General features: G+C 62.8%; 23 protein-coding genes. 7 read left to right on the top strand and 16 right to left on the bottom strand.

Annotated features, from left to right (window positions below):
- Positions 1 to 250: 250 nt before the first annotated feature.
- From E1956_RS34710 to E1956_RS34690, 5 genes are all read right to left on the bottom strand, one after another.
- Positions 251 to 1,441 (bottom strand): NAD(P)/FAD-dependent oxidoreductase, encoded by a 1,191-nt coding sequence (locus tag E1956_RS34710; protein ID WP_134757690.1) that lies wholly within the window; start codon positions 1,439 to 1,441, stop codon positions 251 to 253.
- Positions 1,438 to 1,605, bottom strand: coding sequence for a rubredoxin (locus E1956_RS34705; protein WP_134757687.1), 168 nt, complete (start codon positions 1,603 to 1,605; stop codon positions 1,438 to 1,440). Before E1956_RS34705 ends, E1956_RS34710 begins: the two co-directional genes overlap by 4 nt.
- Before the next feature lie 22 nt (positions 1,606 to 1,627).
- Positions 1,628 to 2,683 carry an aromatic ring-hydroxylating oxygenase subunit alpha gene (locus tag E1956_RS34700; RefSeq protein WP_134757685.1) on the bottom strand — a complete coding sequence of 352 codons (1,056 nt, stop codon included), beginning with the start codon at positions 2,681 to 2,683 and terminating at the stop codon, positions 1,628 to 1,630.
- Positions 2,684 to 2,858: 175 nt separating this feature from the next.
- Positions 2,859 to 3,281, bottom strand: a complete 423-nt coding sequence (locus E1956_RS34695) for a DoxX family protein (RefSeq protein ID WP_134757683.1) — start codon at positions 3,279 to 3,281, stop codon at positions 2,859 to 2,861.
- Positions 3,282 to 3,328: 47 nt separating this feature from the next.
- Positions 3,329 to 4,027 carry a pirin family protein gene (locus E1956_RS34690; protein ID WP_134757681.1) on the bottom strand — a complete coding sequence of 233 codons (699 nt, stop codon included), beginning with the start codon at positions 4,025 to 4,027 and terminating at the stop codon, positions 3,329 to 3,331.
- A gap of 354 nt (positions 4,028 to 4,381) precedes the next feature.
- Here E1956_RS34690 and E1956_RS34685 point away from each other — a divergent pair, with 354 nt between their 5' ends.
- Both E1956_RS34685 and E1956_RS34680 read left to right on the top strand, forming a co-directional pair.
- Entirely contained in the window at positions 4,382 to 5,893 is a 1,512-nt protein-coding gene (locus E1956_RS34685) for a benzaldehyde dehydrogenase (RefSeq protein ID WP_335930015.1), read from the top strand.
- 53 nt (positions 5,894 to 5,946) lie between these two features.
- Positions 5,947 to 7,083, top strand: coding sequence for an NAD(P)-dependent alcohol dehydrogenase (locus E1956_RS34680; RefSeq protein WP_134757677.1), 1,137 nt, complete (start codon positions 5,947 to 5,949; stop codon positions 7,081 to 7,083).
- A gap of 184 nt (positions 7,084 to 7,267) precedes the next feature.
- Here E1956_RS34680 and E1956_RS34675 read toward each other — a convergent pair whose 3' ends face one another.
- Positions 7,268 to 7,582 (bottom strand): DUF4148 domain-containing protein, encoded by a 315-nt coding sequence (locus E1956_RS34675; protein ID WP_134757675.1) that lies wholly within the window; start codon positions 7,580 to 7,582, stop codon positions 7,268 to 7,270.
- A 420-nt stretch (positions 7,583 to 8,002) separates the two neighbouring features.
- On the opposite strand from E1956_RS34675, the gene E1956_RS34670 reads away from it, so the two are divergent.
- Both E1956_RS34670 and E1956_RS34665 read left to right on the top strand, forming a co-directional pair.
- Positions 8,003 to 9,127 (top strand): porin, encoded by a 1,125-nt coding sequence (locus E1956_RS34670; protein ID WP_335930014.1) that lies wholly within the window; start codon positions 8,003 to 8,005, stop codon positions 9,125 to 9,127.
- 255 nt (positions 9,128 to 9,382) lie between these two features.
- Complete coding sequence (locus tag E1956_RS34665) at positions 9,383 to 10,303, top strand: LysR family transcriptional regulator (protein ID WP_134757673.1); 921 nt, start codon at positions 9,383 to 9,385, stop codon at positions 10,301 to 10,303.
- Positions 10,304 to 10,343: 40 nt separating this feature from the next.
- Here E1956_RS34665 and gtdA read toward each other — a convergent pair whose 3' ends face one another.
- The 7 genes from gtdA to E1956_RS34630 form a co-directional block, all read right to left on the bottom strand.
- Positions 10,344 to 11,402 (bottom strand): gentisate 1,2-dioxygenase, encoded by a 1,059-nt coding sequence (gene gtdA / locus E1956_RS34660; RefSeq protein WP_134757671.1) that lies wholly within the window; start codon positions 11,400 to 11,402, stop codon positions 10,344 to 10,346.
- Between the two features lie 65 nt (positions 11,403 to 11,467).
- Complete coding sequence (locus tag E1956_RS34655; protein WP_134757669.1) at positions 11,468 to 12,331, bottom strand: fumarylacetoacetate hydrolase family protein; 864 nt, start codon at positions 12,329 to 12,331, stop codon at positions 11,468 to 11,470.
- A 292-nt stretch (positions 12,332 to 12,623) separates the two neighbouring features.
- Entirely contained in the window at positions 12,624 to 13,802 is a 1,179-nt protein-coding gene (locus E1956_RS34650) for a thiolase family protein (RefSeq protein ID WP_134757667.1), read from the bottom strand.
- A gap of 36 nt (positions 13,803 to 13,838) precedes the next feature.
- Positions 13,839 to 14,615 carry an enoyl-CoA hydratase/isomerase family protein gene (locus E1956_RS34645; protein WP_134757665.1) on the bottom strand — a complete coding sequence of 259 codons (777 nt, stop codon included), beginning with the start codon at positions 14,613 to 14,615 and terminating at the stop codon, positions 13,839 to 13,841.
- 16 nt (positions 14,616 to 14,631) lie between these two features.
- Positions 14,632 to 16,011 (bottom strand): MmgE/PrpD family protein, encoded by a 1,380-nt coding sequence (locus E1956_RS34640; RefSeq protein ID WP_134757663.1) that lies wholly within the window; start codon positions 16,009 to 16,011, stop codon positions 14,632 to 14,634.
- A complete protein-coding gene (locus E1956_RS34635; protein WP_134757661.1) occupies positions 16,008 to 17,228 on the bottom strand; it encodes a CaiB/BaiF CoA transferase family protein in 1,221 nt (406 codons plus the stop codon). The genes E1956_RS34640 and E1956_RS34635 overlap by 4 nt, the downstream gene beginning before the upstream one ends.
- Positions 17,225 to 18,547 (bottom strand): CaiB/BaiF CoA transferase family protein, encoded by a 1,323-nt coding sequence (locus E1956_RS34630; RefSeq protein ID WP_232072008.1) that lies wholly within the window; start codon positions 18,545 to 18,547, stop codon positions 17,225 to 17,227. Before E1956_RS34630 ends, E1956_RS34635 begins: the two co-directional genes overlap by 4 nt.
- 241 nt (positions 18,548 to 18,788) lie before the next feature.
- On the opposite strand from E1956_RS34630, the gene E1956_RS34625 reads away from it, so the two are divergent.
- The 3 genes from E1956_RS34625 (at position 18,789) to E1956_RS34615 (ending at position 21,837) form a co-directional block, all read left to right on the top strand.
- On the top strand, positions 18,789 to 19,397 hold the full coding sequence (locus tag E1956_RS34625) for a flavin reductase family protein (protein ID WP_134757659.1): 609 nt from the start codon (positions 18,789 to 18,791) through the stop codon (positions 19,395 to 19,397).
- 94 nt (positions 19,398 to 19,491) lie between these two features.
- Positions 19,492 to 20,871, top strand: coding sequence for an MFS transporter (locus E1956_RS34620; RefSeq protein WP_134757657.1), 1,380 nt, complete (start codon positions 19,492 to 19,494; stop codon positions 20,869 to 20,871).
- A 72-nt stretch (positions 20,872 to 20,943) separates the two neighbouring features.
- Positions 20,944 to 21,837 carry a LysR family transcriptional regulator gene (locus E1956_RS34615; protein ID WP_134757655.1) on the top strand — a complete coding sequence of 298 codons (894 nt, stop codon included), beginning with the start codon at positions 20,944 to 20,946 and terminating at the stop codon, positions 21,835 to 21,837.
- Positions 21,838 to 21,916: 79 nt separating this feature from the next.
- Here the strand turns inward: E1956_RS34615 and E1956_RS34610 are convergent, their stop codons facing one another.
- From E1956_RS34610 to E1956_RS34600, 3 genes are read right to left on the bottom strand one after another with little or no spacing between them, the layout of a single operon-like run.
- Positions 21,917 to 23,302: an MFS transporter gene (locus E1956_RS34610; RefSeq protein ID WP_134757653.1), complete on the bottom strand. Its 1,386-nt coding sequence runs from the start codon at positions 23,300 to 23,302 to the stop codon at positions 21,917 to 21,919.
- Positions 23,303 to 23,306: 4 nt separating this feature from the next.
- Positions 23,307 to 24,173: an alpha/beta hydrolase gene (locus E1956_RS34605; protein WP_232072006.1), complete on the bottom strand. Its 867-nt coding sequence runs from the start codon at positions 24,171 to 24,173 to the stop codon at positions 23,307 to 23,309.
- Between the two features lie 45 nt (positions 24,174 to 24,218).
- On the bottom strand, positions 24,219 to 25,352 hold the full coding sequence (locus E1956_RS34600; RefSeq protein ID WP_134757651.1) for a C45 family autoproteolytic acyltransferase/hydolase: 1,134 nt from the start codon (positions 25,350 to 25,352) through the stop codon (positions 24,219 to 24,221).
- Positions 25,353 to 25,475: the final 123 nt, after the last annotated feature.

Here is a 25,475-nt window from a genome sequence, read left to right as displayed (position 1 = left end):
CAGCCGCAATCTGGCCGCGCCATCTCGTGTCTGGCGTCGCGAAGGGACACGTGCGCTGAAGCCTGTGACACAAATCGCCCACGAAAAAAAGCCGCGAGCATGGCTCGCGGCGTGAAAACACCAGGCGTCTCAGTCCGGGAGACAGGATCCGGACATGAGCGCCAGTGCGCAACAGGGGTCGGTCAGCGAAAGCTGCCTGTCGTCGGACGCGGCGGGGCCGCGCCCGGTTGTCGATGATGCTGCGCTTCGCCTATCCGGCCGTGCCCGCGGCCATCTGCTTCAACAAAGCGGCCTTGTCCGCGGTGGCGGCACCCACCAGGGCAAAGCCCGTCATGCACTTCGTCGCGGCATCTTCGCAGACCGCGCGTACCGCGTGCGGCGCGTCCTGTGCGGCGGTCTCTAGCGTCCAGCGTCCGCCCGACGCCGCTGGCGTCACCACGACGGCCGGTACGGCCGGTGTCTTGACCACCACCGGCATCACCGGGAAATCGACGCGCGTGAGCGTGCCGGACAGGGTACGGGCGAGCGCACGCGCCGCATGCATGATGGGCAGCACGTAGGGCTGCACGCGGCCTTCGATAGCCGCGCAGTCGCCGAGCGCGTAGACGTCTGGCGCGTCGGTGCGGCACCAGGCATCCGTGCTGATGCCGCCTTCGATCCGCAACCCGGCCGCGCTCGCGAGCGCCGTGCGCGGCACGAGGCCGATCGCCGAAACGACGATATCGACATCGACGGCATTGCCGTCGCTCAGCGTCAGGCGGTAGCCCGGACCGCGCCGCACCACCGAGGCGACTCCGCAGCCGAGCCGCAGATCGACACCCGCGCCCGACAAGGCGCGCGAATAGACCGCCCCGGCCTCGGCTGGCAGCAGCCGCGAGAGCGGCGCGCTGGCCGGGTCGATCAGGCACACGCGGTGTCCCGCGGCCACCAGATCGTTGGCGAACTCGCATCCAATCAAGCCCGCGCCGAGCATGGCCACCGTATCGCCCGGCGTGAGCACCTCGCGAAACCGAGCATAGTCGCCGAGGTCGTTGATCGACAGCACGTCGCCGGCGCCGTCACCTTCGACCGGCACGCGCCGCGGGTCGGCCCCGGTTGCGAGCACCAGCGCGCGATAACGGAGCCGCTGGCCGTCCACCACAATCGCATGCTCGCCCGGCAAGATGCGCTCGACCTGGCGATGGCTCCAGACGCGCGCATCGAGTTGCGTCGCCATCGCCTGCGCCGTGAAGTTCGCGATCTCGTGAGGCGCCTTCTTCATCGCCAGCGCATTCGAAAGCGTGGGCTTCGAATAGAAGCTGCCGTCATCGCGGCTCACGATCACCATCGGCATTTTGGCGTCGAGCTTGCGCAGCTCGCGCGCCACCGTGTAGCCGGCGAGCCCCGAGCCGACGATCACGACAGGATCGCCCTGAGCCTCAGTGTATTCGGAAGGCCTCATGCCACCACCTGCATCTCGAAGTCGTGCTTGCCGGTCGCGCAGTCCGGACACATCCAGTCCTCAGGCACGTCCTCCCAGCGCGTACCCGGCGCAATGCCCGCCTCGGGCAGTCCTTCGGTCTCGTCGTAGCGAAACCCGCAGATCACGCATTCCCAGATCTTCATGAATTCTCCTCGCGTGCCTGCATCAACGGACATAGGCCTGTCCGAGCCCGATCTCCGCGAGCGCGCGCCGGTATGCACCGGAGGAACGATCGGCGAAAATCGGCGCTTCGAGGGAACGGTCGATCGGCAGATCCTCCGGGCACTGCAGCTCTACGATCGCGCGGTCCTCTTCGAATACCTGGCGGTTGAACTCGTAGACATCGTCGAGCGGCAAATCCTGGTCGAAATTGCGCGCGATGGGGACGAAGAGGCGCGTGTGGCGCGCCGACACCGGGCTCGCAGCATTGAGGATTGCCAGGCGTGCGTTCTCGGGAAAGTGCACCGTGAGCCGGGCAAAGAACGGCACGTCGACCTCGAACACGCGACGCCACAAAAAGCCCTCGGGCGCACGATGCTGCATCGACTTCGGGAAGTTGCTCACAGTGCTCACATATTCCGCGCGCAGGCCGTTCGGACGCCGCTCGACGGAATACTGCGGAACCACGGGATTGGCGCGGACCGCGAAGCTGTCGTGATGGATCCACGCGAAATGCGCGACGTCGATGAAGCCTTCGGTCTGCCGCCCGGCCGAGGCGCGGATGTCGATCGACGGCGGCAGGATCTGCTGATACCCGTCCGTATTCCAGGCCGGGAAATCGGGTAACGGCAGCTCACCGCCGCCGAGCGACACCCACACGAGCCCATACGCTTCCTGCGCGGCGTACGTCGTCAGGCACAGGCGGTCGGGAATCGCGCCCTCCGGTTGCGAGGGAATGTGGTTGCACTTGCCGTTCGCCCCATATTCGAGGCCGTGGTAGGGGCAAACGAGATTGTCGCCGTTGACCCATCCGCGGCTAAGCGGTGCGCCGCGATGCGGGCACACATCGCGCGCCGCAACGACCCGCCCTGCCGAGCGGAACAGCACGAGCGATTCGTCGAGCAGCGTGACGCCGAGCGGCTTGTCGCTCACCTCATGCGCGAACGCGACGGGATGCCAGTAGCGGCTCAGAATCTCCCAGTCATGGGCATCAAAGGTACAGTTGCGGGGCATGGCGGGGGCCCCGGCGCGGGTCAGCGTCACCACCTGGGGTTGAGTCATTCGCGTCTCCTGAATCGTGTGTGTGGGTCACGGCGGTAGGGAACGCCCGTTCCGGCCCGCCATGTGCACAACGATATTCAGAAGCGAACGCGCCTCCCATCCCTCAACCGCCATGTAGTCCATGTACCGATCGACATGGCGCGGCCCCGCGATGACCGCAGCGGATGACCGACGATCAGCTCGCGCTGACCGCCGCCCCACGCGCGGATGCCCGCCCGGCGCGCGCGTCCAGGCTGAATGCGCCAGCGCCGAAGTACGCGATCTGCAGCAGGCCGCCCGCCATCATCACGTTCTTCAGGAAGTGAATCATCTGGTTCTGATCCGCGAAATTGTGATGGAAGAACATCGCGGTGACCACACAAAACACGGCCATGGCCGCTGCCACTGGGCGGGCCCGATAGCCCGAGATCAGCAGCAGGCCGCCGCCCGCCTCGATGAGCACCGAGACGATAAACGCGAGCGGCGGCACCGGCAGACCGACGGCGGCGATATAGCCGACTGTCGCGCCATAAGCGGCCAGCTTGCCGAGCCCGCTCATCAGAAACGGTGCGCCGATCAGAATGCGACCCAGCAGCGGAAGAAACTTGTAGCGATCCATAAAAACCTCCGAAATATCGTTATTGAGTGGATTGTGAAATAAGGAGCTCAGCCGATGTCCACCATCACCAGCTCAGAATCTTCGAGGGCGGATATCTCGGCGGCCGTCACTTGCGTGATGGTCACGCCATCCAGCGGCCCCACACGTTCGCCATTCACTTCGATGGATCCCGAGGCCACGACGAGATAGGCACACCGCGACTCGCTCAGCGCCTGTCGAATGCGCTCGCCCGTCTTCAGCGTTGCGCCGAGCACGCGCGCGGCCGCTCGTATGGGCAACGCGTCGGCATCCTCTTCGAAGCCGCTGGCAAGGACAACGAAGCGTCCGGACCGGTCGCCTTTGGGAAACGGCTTCGTGTCCCAGCGCGGCGCGCCGCCGCCTTTACGAGGGCGCAGCCAGATCTGATAGACCTTGAGCGGCACGTCGCCACCATTGAATTCGGAGTGACGGATGCCCGTGCCGGCGCTCATCACCTGTACGTCGCCCGCCTGAATCCGGCCCTCGGAACCCAGCGTGTCGCGATGCTCGATCACGCCCTGGCGGACGTAGGTGATGATTTCCATGTCGCGGTGCCCGTGCATCGGGAAGCCGGCACCGACATCAATCTCGTCGTCGTTCCAGACGATCAACGGTCCCAATGCGGAATGATCGTGGTTGCCGTCCGCGCTGACCACGAAGTGATATTTCGCGCGGAGCCAGCCTGCGTCCGCTGCGTCCAGTGAGTCCCAACGCCGGTGGGTAAGCATGTGTGCGTCCCTCTTCTTGCACCCGAATGACGGGTAAGGGCGAAATCGGCAGCGCGCCGAAATCACGGTTGATGGTTCGATTGAGGGGCATGCTATATCCGCATGCAGCGTGTGCCTACTCGCCAGTGAGCAACGCAACATTGCTCCCCGTAGAACGATGTGAATCGGCCGCGAGTGCGGGGCTAGAGCCGGCGTCAGAGAGGAATCAAAAATATTGATAGCCCCTATCATTCGCCCGCCTATCGACCGGCGAGAACTCAGGGCCTATAACGGATGCATCCCAGGAGACGTTGGGCCCCCGTCAAGACACAAGGTTCGCCTCCCTGCGGTAGTTCGGCTTCGCCACGCTCCAACGTGCGGCGATACGGCAAATTTGAAAATCACTCTGGGCTAGGCATGAACACATCCACTGAACATCTCATTGGGTCCTCTCAATCCGAAAAAATCTTCAGCACGGACTGGCGGTCGGCACACGGCGGCACGATCGCAGTCGTAGAGAAAGCGACCGGAGATTGGCTGTTCCAGGCTGGCGTCGCAAACGCCCGGGACGTCGCCGAAGCCGCGGTGGCCGCCCGGGATGCCCAGGTGGAGTGGGCGGCCGTCCCCGGTCCACTCCGGGCGGACGTCCTTCGGAAATTCAGCGCACTCCTTGAAGCCCACGCCGATGAAGTGGCGACATGGATCGTTCAGGAAACCGGATCGATTCAGCCGAAGGCACGCTTCGAGATTGCGGCAACCGCGCGCGAGGCACTGGAGGCGGCGGCGCTCGGCAGCAGGCCGGTCGGGGAGATGCTGGCGACTACGGGTGGCCGGCCCAGCTACGCCGAACGCGTTCCAGTGGGCGTGGTTGGCCTGATCACGCCGTGGAATTCCCCCCTCATCCTCGCGGCGCGCGCGCTATTTCCCGCACTTGTGCTGGGCAACGCTGTCGTCCTCAAGCCTGACATTCAAACCCCTGTCTCCGGTGGGTTGCTGATCGCACGACTCTTTGAAGAGGCCGGGTTGCCGCCCGGGGTATTGCACGTGGTCCCCGGTGGCCCGGAAGCGGGTGAAGCGCTGGTGGCCGAGCCGCATGTGAGCATGATCTCGTTCACCGGCTCCACGAACGTCGGCCGGCGCATTGGCGAGGTGGCTGGGCGCTTGCTGAAGCGAACCGCGCTGGAGCTCGGCGGCAATAACGCGCTGATCATTCTGGACGACGCCGACCTCGAGCGGGCCAGCTCCGCAGGCGCGTTCTCGTCGTTCTTTCACCAGGGGCAAATTTGCTTCTCGGCCGGGCGGCATCTCGTTCACGAGTCGGTGCTTCACCACTATACGGAATTGCTGGCGCGTCGGGCTTCCGCATTGCAAGTGGGCGATCCGCACCGTCAACACGTGCATATCGGCCCGATGATCAATCTGAAGCAAGCCGAGCGCGCCCGCCAGATCGTGGCCGACAGTGTCGCCCGTGGCGCGAAGATAGAAGCCGGCGGCAAGGTGAACGGTCTCTACTTCGAGCCCACCGTGCTGAGCGGCGTCACTGCGCAGATGCCGGTATTCAGCGAAGAGATTTTCGCTCCGGTGGCGCCCATCACCTCGTTCAGCACCGACGAGCAAGCCATTGCACTCGCCAACGACACGGAATATGGACTCGCGGCTTCGGTCTTCAGCGCCAACGAGGCGCGCGCGGTTCGTATCGCGAAGCGCCTGAAGACAGGCATTGCACACGTGAACGACCAGACGGTGGTTCACGAGATTTTCGGCCCGATCGGCGGAACAGGGGCATCCGGCAACAGCGCCCGTTCAGGAAACGTGACTTCGCTCGATGAATACACGTACTGGCGATGGCTGACCGTCGCCGAAACGGTCCCCGACTATCCGTTCTAGCAATCGACTGGCAGGACCGGTTCACCCATTAGAAGATGAGACAGGAGAGCAACATGGTATGGAATTGCACGTGCGCGGTGGCCACTGAGAAGGCGAAGCCCTTCCAGATCAGACATCTGCTGCTCGATGAGCCGCAGGAAGGCGAAATCATTGTCGAGATTGCGGGCGTGGGGGTCTGTCACACGGACTTGACCGTGCGGGACCAGCATTACCCCGTGCCGCTGCCCGCGGTATTGGGTCATGAGGGAGCCGGCATTGTCGTGAAGGTCGGCGCGTCGGTCACGAAAGTGGCGGTGGGCGACCACGTGGTACTCGCCTACGGTTCCTGCGGCAAATGCGAAAACTGCCAAAGCGGCAAGGCCGGGTATTGCATTGAAGGTTTCCCCCGTAATTTCGGCGCGCGTCGCGGCGACGGCAGCAGCACTTACCGCTCTGAAGAAGGCGAGTCCGTTGGAGGCTATTTCTTCTCGCAATCGTCGTTTGGAACCTATTCGCTTGCCACCGAGCGCAATGTCGTCAAGATCGACCCGTCCGTGCCGCTCGACCTGATGGGCCCGTTGGGCTGCGGCATTTCCACCGGCGCCGGCACCGTCCTGAACGCGCTGCGCCCGGCCGCGGGATCGAGCATCGTCGTCTTCGGCGCGGGCTCCGTTGGCCTTTCCGCCGTCATGGCCGCGAAACTGGCGGGCTGCGCCACGATTGTCGTGGTCGACATCGTGGAGAGCCGTCTGCAACTGGCGAGAGAATTGGGCGCCACTGCAGCGATCAATGCGCGTCATCCCGATGGCGTCGATGTCGTCAAGGCAGTGGCCGCGCTCACCAACGGACTCGGCGCCGAATATTCAATCGAATCCACCGCGAATCCCAAGGTGCTGCGCCAAGCATTGGAGTGCCTGCGGCCCACCGGAGTTTGCGCACTCGTGGGCGGTGCACCATTCGGCACCGAAGCCACATTCGACATGAATACCATCCTGTTCGGCCGCACCCTGCGAGGGGTCATTCAGGGGGACAGCGTTCCCGATGTCTTTATTCCACGCCTGATCGAGCTCTGGAAGCAAGGTCGATTCCCATTCGACAAGCTCGTCAAATTCTATGCGCTGGATGAGATCAATGAGGCTTGTGCCGACTCGGAAAGCGGGCGCGTTCTGAAGCCGATTCTGAGGCCCAACTCCCATCTGATCTCGGCCTGAGAACGCAGTCGCGGTGCGCGGGCATTCATCGGCCCGCAGCGCCGCACCGGAGTACTTTTGACGGGTGCGGTAGAAGGCCGTGGACTCCTCAAGCCCGATCCCTCGGGCGATACGCTTTTGGCGCATGCCCGGCGAGCGTGCACGCGCAAGGAGGCTTCCTGGTAGCAATGCCACTGCCCCGCTATTACCACGATCGCAGCGGACTCGAGCTCGCTTCCCCGGCCCGGCCAGCTTGCGACGTCCCGCCGGCGCTGGTGCCGTAGCCGGAATTGTCGGTTCTGGCGATGCTGGCTTGAACCACTACGCGCGCCTCGGCGGCCTGCAGTTTTGACGGGTAGTCGTAGTCGCTAGCCGTAGTCGGACTGTAACCGGCGCGCTCGATTGCAGACAGTTCGGACCGAACCTGTGCCCGGCTTACCGGCTGGCTGGTTTGTGCAAACGCAACCACCGGGAAGATACATGCGAGTGCCAACGCTGCCTTGCTGATGAGTGAAATCATGATTCACACCTCTCTTGCTAGTTCGATGGATGGCGCAAACATCAATTGGTTTGCAGTTCTTATGAACAAAATACTGAAAAAATAATTCAGGAGAAACCCCTAACGCCGTGATTCTCCGTTGTCGAAAACGCGGCAATGGGCGCGCAAGCAGCCGCCATAGGCATAACACCTCGCGTGTTTGAATTCGCGATACGTTCTATCAATTTCATTGAAACACATCGGCGTCGGAGCGCGCACCCCGCCCAGAACCGCTCAGCACGAAATTTTCCGGCGACCGATGCATTGACTGCGACGAAAAAGGGTTTTCCATAACTTGCTCGTGATTTTCGTGTCAATAAACTCATTCGCATAACGAATCACTATATTCAGCCAGCGTTATTACGAAACTCCCTCAACAATATCGACTTCAAGAGACAACGAATGGGTGCCGCACTGATGCAACGCGAAATTTCATCAACGACGACGCGTGGTCGAGTTATTAGCCGAAGCGTTATTGCTCTGGCCGTCTGCGCTGTGACGATGGGAGCCGCCAGTTCTGCCCGCGCACAAAGCTCCGTCACGCTCTATGGCGTTCTCGACACCGGACTGCTCTACACGAGCCGCACGGGCTCCGGTTCTACAGGGCAAAACGGAGCCCACCAATTCGCCTTGACGGACGGAGGCACTGAGGGGTCACGTTTTGGGTTTACAGGCACGGAAGACCTGGGCGCCGGCCTGAAGGCCGAATTCGTACTCGAAAGCGGCATCAGCACCGTGAATGGAGGACTCAACAACTCCAACGGAAGTTTCTTCGGCCGCCAGTCCTACGTCGGTCTGTCCGGCGATTTTGGCGAGGTAAAGGCGGGCACGCAGTATTCGCCATTCGTGCTCGCCATCATCATGACCGATCCGCGGACTGGATCGTACTTCGGCAGCGGCGCCGCGATCTATATCGGCCGGCTCTTTTCAACCGGGCTCTTCAATCCCAACGCCATTACCTACACGAGTCCGACTATCGCGGGGTTGCAGGCTAGCGCGATGATCGCTTTAGGCGGGCAAGCCGGGGACTTCCAGGCCGGACGCCAGTACGCCGCACGCCTCACCTACACGCACGGAGGCTTGCGGATCGAGTCTGCGCTCTACAGCGGCAACGCGGGCCCCAGCCCGACTCCATTGCCCACGACGGTGCCTTTCACAGGGCGTATGCTTGGCGCCGCTTACGCATGGGGTGCCGCCACACTCAAGGCGGCTTACATCAACTATAAGGTTGCGGGCTCCTTTAACGAACGCGTCTATACGGCGGGCGGCGCCTGGCAATTCACACCGGCGTTCTCTACAGACGCGGGCGTCTGGGTTGTCAGAGATGCAAACAACTCCACCAACCACGGGCTGTTGGCGGCGCTCGGGCTGAAATACGCGCTGTCGAAGCGCACATACGTCTACGGTGATCTCGCCATGGTCAACAATCACGGCCTGATGGATGTCGGCCTTTCGGCAAACGGCGCGCTGTACGGCCCAACAGGGACGACCATGGGTGCGATCGTCGGCATTCGCCACGGGTTCTAGCAATCGAATACTCGCTCAGACGCCGGTTCACCTTTCGTCAACGCGGCAAGCGCGAATTCCACGGCACGCAGGACTGCTCCCGCGAGCGAAAGAAACCGGCGCGATGCGAGTGTCGAGATTGCATCGCCCCCGCCCCACAAAAACGGTGTAGTCTTGAGATCGGCTTCGGGCGCAGGGGCTTGATGACTGGGCATAGCCCGATCGATATCGAGAGCACCTGCATTCGGACACTGAACGATCGGGTCAGATACGGCGATGAGCGACTCTCAACTTAGCATTGACAACATCGATCTGAAAACGCTTCAGATGCTGGATGAGCTGAACAAGACCCACAGCGTCTCGCAGACGGCGAGGAATCTGCAATTGACGCAATCTTCCATCAGCATGGGTCTCGCGAAGCTGCGCCGGCATTTCTCCGACCCGCTATTCGTGCGCACGACCACGGGGATGGCGCCGACGCCCTTAGCGCAAGAGCTGCTGCGTCTGACCAGCGACGCAATGGTGCTGCTGCAGACCGCGCTCAATCACAACATGGCGTTCGATCCCGCCAGCTCGGACAGGATATTCAGGTTGGCCCTTTCGGATGCGGGGCAGATGTTGTTTTTGCCCGTCCTGCTGCGCTGGCTAAAGGAAGCCGCGCCCCACGTTGGACTGGAGATCAGTGCGCTCTCGGAGGACACGCCCGTCATGCTCGAACGCGGCGAGATCGATCTCGCGGCGGGCTTCCTGCCGACGCTCGACGCGGGATTTTTTGGCCAGCGGCTGTTTTCCGAGCAGTTCGTTTGCATTGCACGAGCGGATCACCCGCGCGTGGGCGCGACTCTGAGCCTGGCGTCGTTCGTTGCGGAGTCACACGTTACCGTTCATTCATCCGCGACAGGCCATTCGCTGCTCGAGCGGGCGTTGCGCGAACAGAAAATTCAACGCGTCTCTGCGGTCAGCATGCCTAATTTTTTCGGTGTCGAATCGATTGTGGCGGAAAGCGACCATCTTGCAACGGTCCCGCAGCGCTTGGCCGTGCAATGGGCGCTGGGAGGCAGGGTAAAAATGCATCCGCTGCCCTTCCCCGTGCCCGAGTATCTGGTCATGCAGCACTGGCACGAGCGCTATATGCGCGATCCCGGCCTCAAATGGCTGAGAACCTCATTCGCCAATCTGTTCGACGCACTGCCCTAGCCATCCCTTGCAGGACGCGTCGCGGCAGTGCGCCATCGGTTCAGGACGAAATGGCCTCGTCACGCCAAAGGCCGAGCGCCTGCTGCGAGGGCCGGTCTGAAAAGCTGAAGAGCACCGCGTCATCATCGGCGTGATGCTCGACATTCACCCACGAAGGCACCACGAAAATGTCCTTCGGCTTCCAGGCGAACTTCTTTCCGCCTATCACGCTGTATCCGCTTCCTTCCACCACGCTAAACACCGTGCCGTCCGTCGAGCGATAAGCGGCCGTGTCGAATCCGGCTGGCAGAAGCTGCAACCAGGTTCCAATGGTCGGCATTGCGGCGCCGCCCGTTGCCGGGTTCACGTACTGGAGCTTCACGCCGTGCGAAGGATGAAGCGGGCCACTACGCACGAGGCGCGCAAGCGCTTCACGGCTACGCTCGTAGGGGTAGGAGAATACCGGGCTGGTCGAGCCGTAACGCGTGTACTCGACCGGAAGCATGTTGGTTCCGTAGCGGGCGAGCGCGTCGCCTTCAGCCCGCGTGACGGGCTGCGTGCTGCCCGCATACTTCTGCGCGAAGCCCGTATCGAACAGATTGACGATCGGGATGTCCAGTCCGTCCATCCATACGACTGGCTCTTCGCCAATGTTGCCGTGGTCATGAAATGTCCACGACGGCGTGATGATGAAGTCGCCAGGACGCATGGAAACACGCTCCCCATCAACTGCCGTATAGGCACCCTGCCCTTCGACGATGAATCGCAATGCGGACGCCACGTGTCGATGGCTGGTCGCAATCTCGCCGGGCAAAATGAGTTGCAATCCCGCGTACAGACTGCCGGTGATCTGGGAACGGCCGCGCAAGCCCGGATTCTCCAGAACGAGCACCCGGCGCTCGGCCTCCTCCGCCGAAATCAGCGAGCCGGATTTCATCAGGAGAGGACGCAGATCGTCGTAATTCCAGTGCGCCGGCACGGATGCGGGCCGTGGCTCCAGCGAACCCAACTTCCCGAGCACCTCCCATAATGCGCCGAGGTCGTGTCGATCAAGCTCGGCGTAAAACGCCAGCCGTTCCGGCGTTTGGGTCGGTTGCTCGTGGAATGTGCTCGAATTCATGAAACGCTCCAGTTCTCGACGTCGACACAGGCCCCTGGTCCCGCGTCTCGCAACGATTCGGGTTCTCAGGCGGATGCCGTGCTCACGTTGACCACCATGCGGCCAACTCCCTCGATCGACGCGTCCATCACGTCGCCGGGCCGAACCGGTCCAACGCCATCCGGTGTGCCAGTCAAGATCACATCGCCCGGCATCAGCGTATAGAACGACGAAGTGAATTCGATCAGCGCCGGCACGTCCATGATCAGGTCGCGCGTATTCGCGCTCTGCCGGGTTTGCCCGTTGACGCTGATAGCGAGGTCCAGCGCCCCCGGTTCCGGCAACTCGTCGGCGGTCACGAGCCAGGGCCCGAGCACCGTATAGGTATCCAGCGATTTGCGCAGACTGCGCTCCTCGCCGCCGCGAACGGTCATGTCGAGGCCGATGCAATAGCCGGCGACATAGTCGAGCGCGTCTTCCCGGCTCACATTGCTGGCTGGCTTGCCGATCACGACGGCAAGCTCCACTTCGTGGTCGTTGCGGCGCTCGAGCTTCCTGAGCTGAACGCCTTCGGCGGCACCCACGACCGAGCTGCTCGCTTTCAGGAACAGACCGACCTTTTCGATCTGCTCGACGAGATTGCCGTGGTTCAGCCCCCGGTCGGCCATCACTTCGAGCAGATGCTTGGTGTAATTGACCGGCGCGGCCACGATCTTGCCCGGATTCGCAACCGGGCTGAGCAGCGAGACCTCAGTCAATGGCGTCGCCACGGCATCGGCGAGCAAGGCTTCAATTCGTTCGCGAACGTGCGGCAGGTTGGCGACCAGAACATCGAATGCCGGGAACGGATACCGGGAGGAAGGCAGCACGTCGAGAGCCGACGTGACGTCATACACGCGTTCGCCTTCGACAACACCGAGGCGACCGCTGCCAAAGCGGCAAATCTTCATAACACTAAGCTCCTCACTTTGATGCGATTGGGCCGGCTGCTCTCGCGCAGCACAACGGCACCGACAAACAGGGGTTCACCGGGCTCGCCAGGGTGGCGAACCGGGCCGACGACGGCCCCGGATGCGGCTTTAGATGAAGGGTAATCGCTGCTTCGCGGCCGGTCGATCCCGGGAGCGAGATAGACCCTATCAATTATTTTGAAAGGCCCTGGCGAAGCGGAATCGCGCCGGCTTTGATGGCGTTTCAGCAGCAAAGCGCGCACGCCGGTCAGGCATGCGCGCAGGCTCTTCATTAGAAGTTGGTGAGTATCGTCGCGGCCGCGAGCGCCGAATCCGCACCGAGTTGCCCGCCGGAGCATTCGGCGAGCGCCGCCCGCGCGCCTTCCCGTTGACGCGCGCCGGCCGTGCCACGCAGGTGAGTCGTGAGCTCGATCAGCTGCGCAATGCCGGTGGCCCCAACGGGATGGCCGCGGCTCAACAGCCCTCCGCCCGGGTTCACCGGAAGCCGCCCGCCAACCGACGTGACGCCGTCGCGAAGCAGCGCGACGCCCTCGCCGGCCGCGGCGAATCCCAGGCGCTCGTAGAGCATGATCTCCGCCGGCGCGGAAGCGTCGTGAACTTCCGCCACGTGAATATCTTCGGGACCCAATCCTGCCGCCTCATAGGCGGCATTCGCGGCCCTTTCGGCAGCGGTCTTGCCAAGGCCGTCCTGGTTCGCCGACACGATGGCCGATGCCTTGACGTAGACGCGCGGCTTCGCGAGGCGTTGCGCGAAGGCTTCGCTGACCACAATGGCCGCCGCTGCACCGTCGGCGATCGGCGAGCACATGTTCAGCGTCAGCGGCGTGCTGATCATGCGGCTGCCGAGCACCTCCTCGGCCGTCACCGGTGCGCGGAACTGCGCCCACTCGTTGGTCGACGCGGCCTGCCGGCTCTTGATGCAGACAAGCGCGAAGTCCTCCGGCGTGGCGCCACTGAACGCCATGTAACGACGCGCTCGCTCCGCGTAGATGTCCATGAACACCGAGTGCCCCTGAGGCGCGTCCATCTGGAGCCGCGCGCGCTCCTCCACGTCCACGCCGGAGGCGAACGCGCCGAAGGTCACGGCTTTATCTTCATGCGTCAGCTTCTCCGCCCCGATGGCCAGCGCCACGTCCGTCTGACCCGACGCCACCGCCAGCCATGCGAGGTGAAATGCCGTCGAACCCGATGCGCACGCGTTATCCACGTTGATGATGGGGCGGCCCATCACGCCGGTATTGCGCAGGGCGACCTGACCTCGAATCGTCTCCTGGCCCGTCACCAGGCCTGATAGTGCATTCGCGAAGTACGTCACGCCGATCTGCTCGGCTTCGATACCTGAATCGGCCAGGGCGGCGGACAGCGCCTCCTCAGCCAGCGATCGCACCGTGCGGTGCAAAAATTTACCGAATACGGTTTGCCCAATGCCTGCTACAACCACCCGTCTCATCTCGCCTCCCAAAATGCGTGTATCTGCGTTTGCCTGTTACTTGCCCGTGAATACCGGCTTGCGCTTCTCCTGAAACGCGCGACGCCCTTCCAGCCGATCCTCAGTATCGCGAAGCAAACCGAGCGCGAACTGTTCCGACTGAATAGCAGTCAACAATGGCAAGTCGAGTCCATCGCGCACGAGCCGCTTCACGGCCCGCACCGCCAGCGGCGCATTGTCGGCAATCCGCCGGGCAATCTTCATGGCCTCGTCCCTCAGGTTTTCCAGCGGCACGACGCGACTCACGAGGCCGATCCGCAAGGCGGTTTCCGCGTCGATGCGATCGCCCGTCAACATCATCAGCATGGCATCGGACATGCCGACCATGCGCGGCAGCCGCTGCGTTCCGCCCGCAGCCGGAATGCTGCCGACACACACTTCCGACTGCCCGAACTGGGCATTGCTCGACGCGATCCGGATATCGCACGCCAGTGCGAGCTCCATCCCGCCCGCGAGCGCAAAGCCGTTCACGGCGCAGATCATCGGCTTGTCGATCTCCAGCCCCGCGAAGGGATAGAGCCACTTTTCCCGTCCAAACGTCAGCTCTGCGAAGCTCTCTTTGGGCGGCATGGTCTTTTTCAGATCGGACCCGGTGCAGAACGCCTTTTCGCCAGCGCCCGTGAGCACGACCACGCGAACCCGGTCGTCCCTGTTGGCGATTTCAAACGTGCGATTCAGCTCCGCAAGCGTCTCCGGATCGAGCGAATTCAGCGCTTCTGGCCGGTTAAGAACGATGGTTGCGACGGAATCCGTCACCTCATATTGAATGCTCATCCCTTACCTCATGCAGTTATGTGTTGTTGCGCTCGATCGCGTTCAGGACATCGCGTACGCTGGCCGTCCCGATCATTTTCGCGCCGCGATAGAGCGCTCTCGCGTCGATCGGGCTGTTCGCCCATGCGAGGCAGTCCGCAAGCTTGGCGAGCAAGTCTTCATCGGCAAGCGGATTGGAGGCGTCGCCGCGCAACGTGTCGACTCGCCGCGAAACGCTGCGGCCGTCCCTTAATGTCACGGAAATCTCCGCCCAGCGCGGCGTGATCTCGCCAGGCGCTTCGTGGGCTTTTACACAAGCCATTACCTTGCGAAGCTGAGGTCGACGCACCGCCTCATCGGTAAACGTCGAGAGGCGAATCGCGTCGTCTTCCAGCGCCGCCGCGAGCGCATATTCCATGCTGAACTTCCCCTCGATGCCGTTTTCGGGCAATCGTCGCAATAGCGGGGATAACGTTCCGTAGCTCGTCCTGATGTCGATGATCTCGACGTCGTCCAGTCCGAAACCGAACTCACGCTTCAGATCGAATAGGCCGTCCAGCGGCCTATGAACCGCGTAGCAGGCCGGATACTTCTTGATCTCCACGCCCACGCGGTCGATTTCTAGCGGCGCTGTATTCAGTGAAACAAGCGCCATCGAGATATTTTCGGACTCCGAATACAGTCTCGTATAACCGGCCTGACCATCCATTGCGAGCGGAGACGCGGTAAAGCCCTGCTCGGCGAGCAACGTGGCGCGCAGGGCCGCCGCACCGCACTGGCCGGCCTGAAACGACTTGGCGTCGAATCCGAAGCTTTGGCGCGTTCCGGCGGTTTGCGAGACCGCAAGGCCAATGGCCGAGACCGTCTGGTCGAAATCCAGGGCCAGCAGATGTGCGCAAGCGGCAGCGGCAGCGACAGTCCCGACCGACGAGGTCATATGCCATCCGCGATCGTAGTGGGTCTTGCTGAGAGCGCTGCCCAGTTTGCTCGCGATTTCATATCCCACCACGTAGCTGCTGGCCAACCGCAATCCGCTGATATCGCGCGACTCAGCCAACGCAATCAGCGCCGGCAGTAACGCCACGCTCGGATGGCCGCCCATCGACGATGATGCGTCGTCGAAGTCCAGCACATGAGCGGCAACGCCGTTGTATAGCGCGGCCTCCTCTACCGTCGTTGCGACGCCCAATCCCCACAGGCGTGCCTTCTGCGCGCCGCTGAAGTCGCCAGAAAGGCCGTGAAGGTAGTTCTTCACGCGGGTCGCGGCTGGCTCCTTGCTCCCTGCTACGCAGACCGCAAAGGTATCCGCGATCGCTCTGGCGCACACGCTCAGGTGTCCTTCGCTAACCCTCGAGGGATCAAACGAGCAGGCGAATTGCGCGAGTATTTCACTCGTCGAAGGCTGCGCCGTTCTCATGTCAACACCCCCTTCAGGCGCAAGCTCGCGACCCCGGCTTCATCCATGCCGAAGACGTCCCGGCAAACCTCGTCGGTATGCTGTCCCAACAGCGGCGCCGGCCAGCGCACGGTCTCCGTGTGTCCACCGATACGAAATGGCGGTGCGTTATAGATCGCATCGCCCATCTCCGGGTGTTGCAGCCGGACCCAGTGCTGCCGATGCTGCAACTGCAGGTCGCGCTCCACGATATCCTCCGCGCTGCGCACGACCCCAGCCGGCACGCCATGACGCTGCAGTTTCGCCATCAGCGCATCCGCTTCATAGCGGCTGGTCGCCTGCGCCAGCGCCGCGTCGAGTTCATCCGCGTTTGCCATGCGATCTTGTGCGGTCGAGAACTGCGCCGCGCGCAGCCCATCCGCTTCGGGAAGCGCCGCAACAAGGCCGCTCCATGCCGCTTCGGTCCCCGCCGAGATGGCGATCCACCGGTCCACGCCCTCACACGGATAGACGCCATGCGGCGCAGCCGCGGGATGCCGATTGCCCGTACGGCCGCCCACCTTGCCGTTTGCCGCGCAATCCATCATCGTCGGGCCGAGCAGTGCAACGGTAGGCTCGGTCTGCGCCACGTCGATGTACTGCCCCTGCCCGGTGCGCCGGCGGTGGCGCAAGGCCGCCAGCACGGCAAAGGCGGCATGGCACGGATTGGGAATATGGTCGGGGAAGTTGGTGCCCGTGCCGGCCGGCTCCTTGTCCGGCAACCCGGAGAGAAACTGAAGCCCGGTCAGCGCGCCGATCGTCAGGCCGAACCCAAGGTACTTGTGCTCCGGGCCGGACGAACCTTGCATCGACATCGCCAGATAGATCACATCAGGGCGAATCTTCTTCACCGCCTCATAGCCGAGACCGAACTTCTCCATCGTGCCCGGAGTGAAGTTATTGGCGACGATGTCGCTCGTTGCTATCAGTTGCCGGGCCAATTCCTGACCCTCTGCGGTCTTGAGGTTGAGCGTGATGCTCTTCTTGTTGCTGTTGCGGTCGGCGAAGTAGCCGCTGCGATTGACGCCTGGCACACCCTGGGCGTAGGGACGGCTGCCTCGCAGCGCATCGAGGCGGTCCGCGCTCTCGACTTTGATGACGTCCGCACCGTGATCGGCGAAGAGCTTGGTCGTGAACGAGCCCGCGCCGATCCATGTGAAGTCGGCAATCCGAATGCCTTCAAGAGGAAGCTTGTTCAATTCGAAACTCCTGCCTGTTGTAGCGCCGAGCGCTCTGCCTTGCCGTAGCCGATCCCGGCCAGAATCTCTTCCGTGTGTTGACCCATGAGCGGGGCGGGCGACGGTGCGCGCCATGGCGTCTCCGAGAATCGATAAGGCGCGCCCGGAGCGACGATGTCCTGCCCGGAAGGCAGATGCTTGATCGAGCCGAAAAACTCCCGATAAGCGAGCTGTCGGTTCTCGATGATGTCCTTCGGCATGCTAATTGGGCAGACCGGGATGCGGCGCTCCTGGCCGGTTTGATACAGCCAGACCTTGGTGTGCTTCTTGGCGAACGGCACGAACAGCTCGGAGAAGCGATGCTTGGCTTCATCGGTGACGAGATAGTCGTGATCCTTCCACGCGTCTTCGAGTAGCTGGGCCGCTTCGGACACGCCGTCGTCGATCATCCATTGCACCGTCGACTCCCAGAATCGCGCCGACGCGATTCCCCCGGCCATCAGATAGATTTGTCCGTCCGCGCAGTCGAAGACTCCGGTTCCGGCCATTTTCAGCTGGCCGGACTCCCGCTTGCGAACGACGCGTTCGAGGTCATAGAACTGGATGGCATTTTCCATCCCCATGACCACGCACTCCTGGATCGAGACATCGATATGCGAGCCGCCTTGACGCCCCGGCTCGCCGGTTTGACCCAGCAGCGCGATCATGGAAGCGACAGAGGCGAATTGCGCAGCGGCCAGATAGGCCAGATTGCCGTGTGCCGCGATCGGCGGACTATCTGGGTAGCCGCCGAGGTAAAGCATGCCGCCCAGCGCGAGCGCGACGATATCCTCGGACTCGTAATTCGAATACGGACCGTCTTGACCGAACGGCGTGATGCTGGTCATGACGAGATCCGGCGCCACCGCGGCCAGTGATGCGTAATCCAGGCCCCGCTTCGCCATCACGCCCGGCTTCTCGGATTCGATCAGCAAATCCGCTCGCTTGACGAGCTCGATAAAAGCGCGCTGCCCTTCGGGCCGGTCGAGATCGAGGCAGACGCTCTTCTTGCCGGCATTGAAATACGTGAAAGGGAGGCTGTATTCCGGATCGACGTGGTTGTCGAGGAATGGCCCTTCCCGACGCACGCTCGACCCGTTCAGCGGCTCCACGAGGATCACCTCCGCGCCGAGATCCGAAAACTGCTTGCCGCAATATTGTCCGGCCAGGCCAGACATGTCCACGACCCTGAGCCCTTCGAGCGCCGAAGGTCTCTTCAACGCTTCGTGAGCGTCGGCCACGCCACTATTCACTGTGTTGTTCATGTAGATGCCTTCTCTCTCTCCACCATGCTGGCGCATGCCAGCGCTTTCGGAGTGAAAGTTATGCCCACGCAGGCAACGGAACAAGAACGGAAACCTTCTTTCTGTTATGCATGCGCGGCATAGAAAGGCGCGCGTCGCTCGCGCGAGAACAGAAAGCAGCAAGAAACGGCATATCAGAAAGAAACATTCCGTTCTTGTTGGTGCGGGCCGCCTTCCCTAGCATGGACTCACCCGCTCAAGCTGGAAGCGGATCAACCAACACTGCTCACTTCGGCATATGGACCATACTTCATACGAAACGGTGGACCTTCTGGGTTTCACCGAGGAAAATCGTTATAAATTCCTCACGGGCTCCGTCGTTCCGCGCCCCATCGCGCTGGTGACGTCCCAGAACGACGAAGGCGTCCTCAACGCCGCGCCGTTCAGCCAGTTCGTGATTCTGTGCGTGACCCCGCCGTTGCTCGGCATCGTCGCCCAGACTCGCACCACCGGGTACAAGGACACCGTGCGCAACATCTTGCGTAGCGGCCAGTTCGTCATCAACGTGGTGTCGGAAAACATGGCGGAGCAGGTGCAGCAATGCGCGGTCGAATATCCGTCGACGGTCAGCGAGGTCGAAGAGGTCGGATTCAGCACGCTGCCTTCCGTTACGGTGCTGCCGAAAAGAATCAAGGAATCGCCGCTTCAATTCGAATGCCGCCTTCATGAGCACCACGAATTCGGCACGGAGGGCTCGCCCACGACAATGCTCGTCGGCGAAGTCGTGCTGGTTCACTGCGCGGAAGGAGTACGCGAAGGGCACCGGGTCAATCACGACGCGCTGCGCCCGTTGGGCCGGATTGCAGGCCGCAGCTATTGCCGCACGCAGGATACCTTGAGCGTTTGAGGCCGCCGGGTACACACACCTGCAACAGGATACGGACTTGAAGTCAAAGATATGGTCCGATCCGCTCCCCTTTGCCATCCTTCTGGAGACACCTATGGCAGACAGTGCTGCGCCGGCCGTCGCGCAGGCGCCATCACGCGATGAAACGCAGCTCTATTCGCGCATTGGCTGGCGAATTTTTCCACTGGTGCTGCTGGGCTATATCTTCGCCTACCTCGATCGCATCAACATCGGATTCGCCGCGCTGCACATGAAGGCAGACCTCGGATTCACCGACGCCGTCTACGGACTGGGCGCGGGGATTTTCTTTGCGAGCTATCTGGCCTTTGAAGTGCCGAGCAATCTGCTCTTGCAGAAAATTGGCGCCCGCCTGACCCTGGCCCGCATCATGATTTGCTGGGGCATCACCTCGAGCTGCATGATGTTCGTGCGCACGCCCGCGATGTTCTACACGCTGCGTGTCCTGCTCGGAATGTTCGAAGCGGGATTCACGCCCGGCGTGGTGTTCTACCTGACGCTCTGGTATCCCAAGGCCAGGCTCGCGAGGGTCACGGCGCTGTTCCTGAGCGGCGGCGTGCTTGCCGGCCTGGTGGGCTCGCCGCTCTCCGGCTTGATCGTCGATTCGATGGCGGGATTGCACGGCCTGCGCGGCTGGCAATGGCTTTTCCTGCTCGAAGGCGTGCCGTCCGTGCTGCTTGGCCTGGCCTGCCTGCTGTGGTTGCCGAACGGCCCGCATGAGGCACGATGGCTTTCGGACGATGAACGGCAGTCCGTCCTGGAAGGGGCGTCGCAAGAAAGTCACGGGAAACACGCTGGCTTTGCCGGCGCGCTGCGCGATTTCAACGTCTACGCGATCGCGCTCGCCTGGTTCACCGTCATTTGCGGAACCTATGTGATTTCGTTCTGGCTGCCGCTGATGCTGCGCCATGCGGGGCTGCACACGGCTTCGCAAATCGGCCTGTGGTCCACCATTCCCTATGGTCTCGGCGCAATCGGGATGCTAGTGCTGTCCCTTCATTCGGATCGCACACTGGAGCGCCGCTGGCATGCCGCGGGCTGCGCATTGGCGGGCGCCGCCGCGCTCGGATCGCTGCCGTTCGTCTGGTCCAGTTTTCCGCTCGCGCTCGCTTCATTGAGCGTGGCTACGATCTCGGTCTTTGGCGCCATGCCGATTCTGTTCTCGGTGCCCATGACCCTGCTGCCGCGCTCTTCGGCTCCCGGCGGCATCGCGTTGATCAATTCGATTGGCCAGACGGGTGGTTTCCTGAGCCCGTTTGTCGTGGGCTGGGTCAAAACGTATACCGGGAGCTTCGATTTCGGCCTGTACTTCATGGCGCTCCTGCTCGCACTCGGCGCATGCGTGATTCTCTTTGTAGTCAGGACTACCGCTCAAATTCCCAACGAATCTGCCGATGAATCGGGCCCGGCAAGGCTTGCGTCCCGGCCCGGCGCCGAAAGCGAGAAATCCGCGTAGGGCCCGCGTGGATCACGCTAGAATGGTCACGACGACAGGCATGGGGCCCTACTAGAGCGGTCTTTTCCAACCATGGACATCAAGCAGCTTCGCTATTTCGTCCGCATCGCTGAATTGGGCAGCGTCGGCAAGGCATCCGATGTCTTGTCGATCGCCCAGCCCACTTTGAGCAGGCAGGTTCGCGCGCTCGAGGTCGAGCTCAAGACGTCGCTTTTCTCGCGCAACGGGCGCGGCGTCATCTTGACGCCGGCGGGCCGCCGGTTTCTCGAACATGCACGCGGTGTGCTTCACGCCGCCGACTCGGCGCTGATTGCGTTGAAGGACGGCACAGCGGTCTACGAAGGGCGCGTGGTGGCGGGCCTCACGCCAAGTGTCGGCCGAACCTTGATCCCGACATTCGTCGAACGCTTCGTCGAGCGTTTTCCGAAGGCCTCGCTCAGTCTGGTCGAAGGCTATTCGCTTCCGCTCCACGAGCAGATGCTGCTCGGGCAACTGGATTTTGCCATCGTTCTAAACCCTGCCACGTCGCCTAGCCTCGTCATCGAACCCATTGCAACGCAGGGGCTCTATCTGATCGGCTTGCATCCGATCGGTCCTTCGGCCGAAGAAGTCGCGTTGAGCGAGCTCGCCCGAATCCCGTTGATCATGCCCCACGCTTCGCATGCGATCAAGCCGCTGCTCCAGTTCGAGGCAGCGCGTCTTGGCATCATGTTGAACATGGAACTCGAGATCGACGCGGTGCGCTCCATCATCGAGCTGGTCGAGCGCGGCATAGGCTACACCGTCATGCCGATCAACTCGATACGGGCCAGCAACCATCCCACCTTGCACTGGCAACGGATCGTCGCGCCCGAGATCGAGGTGACGCTTTCGATGATCACGCCCGTCAAGCGACCCCACACCGCACTGCCGGTGGAAGCGGCGCGCCTCGCGATGGAAACCCTCGTTTCCCTGTTGAATCGCTAGCGCTATTGCGCCGCTTTTGGCAGGGCCAAGCGCGCGTGTCCTGTGCGCGCCTGGCGCAGCGTCGCCGCGGCGCTCGCCGCTACATACGTAGATGCGTTTGTTCACGAGCAGACACAGCGCTGCTCGAATCGGGGGCGTCATTCGCGAACGCCGCATGGCCGCGCTCCGCGCGGTCGTCGCGCAAAACCCGCCGCCCCGTGCGCGTCAGCAAGACCAGCGTGATGGCGAGCAGACTCGTGCCAAACAGATAGCCTGGCGGAATGAACCGGGCGTCCGTGAACCGGGCCACGACCGAGATATAGAAAGGCGCCAGCCCGCCGAACAGCATCACCGCCGTGTTATAGGCGATTGCAACACCGGTCGAGCGCCCTTGCACGGTGAAGATCTTCACGAGCATCCCTGGGTGAGCAGCGCCTTGCAGCGTCAGGAACAACATCCCGACCATCTGCACGAAGATCAGCCTGTGCTCGGTCGGCTCGCCGAGCAGGTACCAGAACAGTGGAAAGACGCACGTCATCCATCCCACGATGAAGAAGCAGAACAAGCGATACGCGCCAATGCGGTCCGCAAGCTTGCCGAAAACGGGCGAGAGCACCGCAGTCACGAGACTCGTGACGAACACGCCGCGCAGTGTCGAGCCCAGCGAAAGGTGCAGCTGGTACTGCGCGTAGTTCGGCAGATACGCGTTCCATACGTAATTGAGCGATGTCCCGGCAATCATGACGCCCATTGCGCACACGAGCGCGTCGCCGTTCTCGCGCAAGAACTGGCGCGCACGCGCGAGCGCCGGCGCCTGCGCGGCCGGACGCGCCTGCATGCGCTGATAATCGTCCGACTCGCCAATTTGATGCCGGATATAAAAGCCGATCGGTCCGACCAGCGCGCCGATCAGAAACGGCACGCGCCATCCCCAGGCGGCCAGCGCCGCATGCGAGAGATGGCTCGTCAGCAGGTAGCTGCAGCCCGAGGACATCATGGCCGCCACGCCGAGCGACACCATGTTGAAGCTGCCGTAGTACATCTTCTTGCCGGGCGGCGCCACTTCGTAGATCGTGACCGACGAGAGCGCAAACTGCGCGCCCACCGCAAAGCCCTGCACGAGGCGGCCGATGACCACGAGGATGGGCGCCGCCAGCCCCAGCGTGGCGTAGCCCGGCGTCAACGCGAGCAGCAGCGAGGCCACCGACATCGCCACCATGATCCAGGACAGCGCCTTCACGCGCCCTGCCCGGTCCGCGTACATGCCCATTACGACGCCGCCGATCGGCCGCACGAGAAACCCGACCGCGAACGTCGCAAAGGTCAGCAGCAAGGACTCGCCGCGATTCACGCCGGCAAAGAACGTGCGCGCAATCAAGCCCGAGAAATAGGCGTACACCGCGAAGTCGAACCATTCGAACGTGCCGCCTGCCACGGTCGTGATGATGACTTTGCGGATCCTGCGGGCTTCGTTCGTGGTGTCCATGGGCTCAGTCTCCCGTGCGCAGCGTGCGCAGGCTGTCTGCGAAGAAGTCCTGGACCACCTCGACCACCTGCAGGCCGTTGTGGGCGATATTGTCGAGCTCGTCAAATCGTACGCCAATACCGGCCGCTTCGAACGAGGCCTTGAGCGCCCTCAGCCGCTCCGGGCGAGTTCTGCCGGCGTCGTTGATGCCCGGCAGGTACATCGGGCTGTCCTCGCGCACCGTGATCTCCCAGGTTTCGAGATCCGCCCGGCCCACCACCATCTGCACCGGTACGCGGCGCAATGCGGGGAGATCGAAGGGCTTGCCGAAATGGCGCTCGAAGCCCCCCACGCCCAGCCACCACGCTTTCGACTCGTCGAGCAGGGTCACGTTGCCCGGCGCGCCGATGGAGGCAGCCCACAGGCGCTCCGGGTGCGCATAGGCGAAGCGGTTGACGAACTGGCCGCCACCCGAGTAGCCGAACAGCGCGAAGGTGTCGAAGCGCTTGCCATAGCGCTCGCCAACTTCGCGCACCATCTCGAGCAGGACCTTGTCATAACGGATATCGCCTTCGGCGAGCCGCTTGAAGCCGTTGCGATCGCCGTCGCCGCGCACGCCCACCGGAAAGAGCGGGCACAGCACGATGCAGCGATGCCAGCGGCCGAACCCGGCGAATGCATCGCGGTACTGAATGAATTGCCGGCCGGTGCCGTGCATCACGACGACCAGCTCGACGTCGTTGCTGGGCACGGTCACTTCCGGCGGCACGTAGAGCGTGTAGGGAAAGCGCGCATCGTAGCGGCTCGCATACACGGTCGTCGCGCCCAGATCATAAAGCGCTTCGGCTTTCGCATGGCCCGTTGCGGGCGGCTTTTCGGCAACCTCGGACATCGGTGTCTCCTCCATCATGGCTTTTGTTATGGCGTGCAGCGAGGCTCAAACCGCCTCGGCAACCGGATCGTGCTGCAGGCTGTAGCGCGTGAAGACGCGGTTCAGCGCCGGCATCGGCGCGACGTCCATCTCGCCGCTGGCTGGCTGCATGACGATCATCGCAACCGTTGCCGACATCGTGTGACGCGTGCCCGGACGCGGCGGCCGGCACACCGAATACGGCGTGCCGAACGCGTCGAATAGCGCGGCCTTCACCGCGTTGCGGTCCAGCTTCGGCGCCGCGTTGAGCAACTGGCGCACGCGCCAGTCGCGGTAGTAGCTGTCGGGCGAGCTCTCGCAGCCGGTGTCGCGCAGCTTCGTGCGCGCCACCGGATTGACCCAATGGTTCGCGTGCACGATCAACTGATCGTCGCCGGGCCAGATCGGAAACGCCTCGTCCGGTGCGCATTCGAAATCGATGCCAAAGCCCTCGGCCATGCCCAGCATGAGGTTGTTCGAGCACGACTTCGGCGTCGTGGCGATCACGCGCAGCGCATTGGCGAACACCGGCTCCTCGAGCACGCGGCGGCGCAGCAGCGAGAGCGGCACGCCGAGTTGCGTGAAGTCGCGGTCGGATTCGAGGTAATTCGCGGTGATCGACACGCCCGCCGCGTTCAGGCCGCTGCGCGCGAGGCCGCCCGCCTCGACGAAGGTCAGATAGTCGGGCCCCTCGTCGTTGCGCACGCGCAGGACGATGCCGGTGTCCACGCAATCGGCTTTCCAGTCCCAGTTCTGCGCGTGGATCAACTGCCCCGTCGACGAACGCGACGGCAGCACCAGCACGCCGGTGCAACCGTCCTCGTCTTCCGCGTCGGCGGGCAGGGTCTTTTCGGCGCGCGCCTTCGCCAGCACTTCGGTACGGGCATTGATCATGACGATGTCGTCGAACGGCACCTCCGCCCCCGCCGCGATGCCACGCATTTCCTCGAGATACGCCGGCTGGAACTCGCCGATCGCCTGTTCGAGCGCCCGGATCAGCGCTTTTTGCGAAGCCTCGCTATAGCCGGCGTTGCGTAGCGTCTGGCCATAGCGCGACGCACTCAGGCGAACACGGTCGCCTACCGCGCGGCCATATTGCACCCCGCGCTCGTAAGCATTGCCGGAAACGGAAACAAAAGGAAACGGCTGAATCTGCGGCATCGTGCGACTCCCAAGCTGAAACGGATGTGCTTGTGACGCAGTGATTTTCAGTCGATGAAAACAAAATAAAAAGCGTTATTTTCTTTATTGAAAGGAAAGATTTTTTTTCGTTTCGTGCGATCA

This window comes from Paraburkholderia pallida (genome assembly GCF_004524855.1).
Lineage (GTDB): Bacteria > Pseudomonadota > Gammaproteobacteria > Burkholderiales > Burkholderiaceae > Paraburkholderia > Paraburkholderia oxyphila.
Note: the sequence above shows the minus strand (reverse complement) of the source record. Positions and strands in the feature narration are given on the sequence as shown.

What these genes read in the sequence shown, in the direction of transcription:
- E1956_RS34615 (WP_134757655.1), top strand. Translation starts at nt 20,944, where the DNA reads ATGGACATCAAGCAGCTTCGCTATTTCGTCCGCATCGCTGAATTGGGC.
- E1956_RS34655 (WP_134757669.1), bottom strand. Translation starts at nt 12,331, where the DNA reads ATGAAGATTTGCCGCTTTGGCAGCGGTCGCCTCGGTGTTGTCGAAGGC.
- E1956_RS34600 (WP_134757651.1), bottom strand. Translation starts at nt 25,352, where the DNA reads ATGCCGCAGATTCAGCCGTTTCCTTTTGTTTCCGTTTCCGGCAATGCT.
- E1956_RS34640 (WP_134757663.1), bottom strand. Translation starts at nt 16,011, where the DNA reads ATGAGAACGGCGCAGCCTTCGACGAGTGAAATACTCGCGCAATTCGCC.
- E1956_RS34690 (WP_134757681.1), bottom strand. Translation starts at nt 4,027, where the DNA reads ATGCTTACCCACCGGCGTTGGGACTCACTGGACGCAGCGGACGCAGGC.
- E1956_RS34675 (WP_134757675.1), bottom strand. Translation starts at nt 7,582, where the DNA reads ATGATTTCACTCATCAGCAAGGCAGCGTTGGCACTCGCATGTATCTTC.
- E1956_RS34680 (WP_134757677.1), top strand. Translation starts at nt 5,947, where the DNA reads ATGGTATGGAATTGCACGTGCGCGGTGGCCACTGAGAAGGCGAAGCCC.
- E1956_RS34610 (WP_134757653.1), bottom strand. Translation starts at nt 23,302, where the DNA reads ATGGACACCACGAACGAAGCCCGCAGGATCCGCAAAGTCATCATCACG.
- E1956_RS34620 (WP_134757657.1), top strand. Translation starts at nt 19,492, where the DNA reads ATGGCAGACAGTGCTGCGCCGGCCGTCGCGCAGGCGCCATCACGCGAT.
- E1956_RS34625 (WP_134757659.1), top strand. Translation starts at nt 18,789, where the DNA reads ATGGACCATACTTCATACGAAACGGTGGACCTTCTGGGTTTCACCGAG.
- E1956_RS34705 (WP_134757687.1), bottom strand. Translation starts at nt 1,605, where the DNA reads ATGAAGATCTGGGAATGCGTGATCTGCGGGTTTCGCTACGACGAGACC.
- E1956_RS34670 (WP_335930014.1), top strand. Translation starts at nt 8,003, where the DNA reads ATGGGTGCCGCACTGATGCAACGCGAAATTTCATCAACGACGACGCGT.
- E1956_RS34665 (WP_134757673.1), top strand. Translation starts at nt 9,383, where the DNA reads ATGAGCGACTCTCAACTTAGCATTGACAACATCGATCTGAAAACGCTT.
- E1956_RS34630 (WP_232072008.1), bottom strand. Translation starts at nt 18,547, where the DNA reads ATGCGCCAGCATGGTGGAGAGAGAGAAGGCATCTACATGAACAACACA.
- E1956_RS34650 (WP_134757667.1), bottom strand. Translation starts at nt 13,802, where the DNA reads ATGAGACGGGTGGTTGTAGCAGGCATTGGGCAAACCGTATTCGGTAAA.
- E1956_RS34695 (WP_134757683.1), bottom strand. Translation starts at nt 3,281, where the DNA reads ATGGATCGCTACAAGTTTCTTCCGCTGCTGGGTCGCATTCTGATCGGC.
- gtdA (WP_134757671.1), bottom strand. Translation starts at nt 11,402, where the DNA reads ATGAATTCGAGCACATTCCACGAGCAACCGACCCAAACGCCGGAACGG.
- E1956_RS34605 (WP_232072006.1), bottom strand. Translation starts at nt 24,173, where the DNA reads ATGTCCGAGGTTGCCGAAAAGCCGCCCGCAACGGGCCATGCGAAAGCC.
- E1956_RS34700 (WP_134757685.1), bottom strand. Translation starts at nt 2,683, where the DNA reads ATGACTCAACCCCAGGTGGTGACGCTGACCCGCGCCGGGGCCCCCGCC.
- E1956_RS34645 (WP_134757665.1), bottom strand. Translation starts at nt 14,615, where the DNA reads ATGAGCATTCAATATGAGGTGACGGATTCCGTCGCAACCATCGTTCTT.
- E1956_RS34710 (WP_134757690.1), bottom strand. Translation starts at nt 1,441, where the DNA reads ATGAGGCCTTCCGAATACACTGAGGCTCAGGGCGATCCTGTCGTGATC.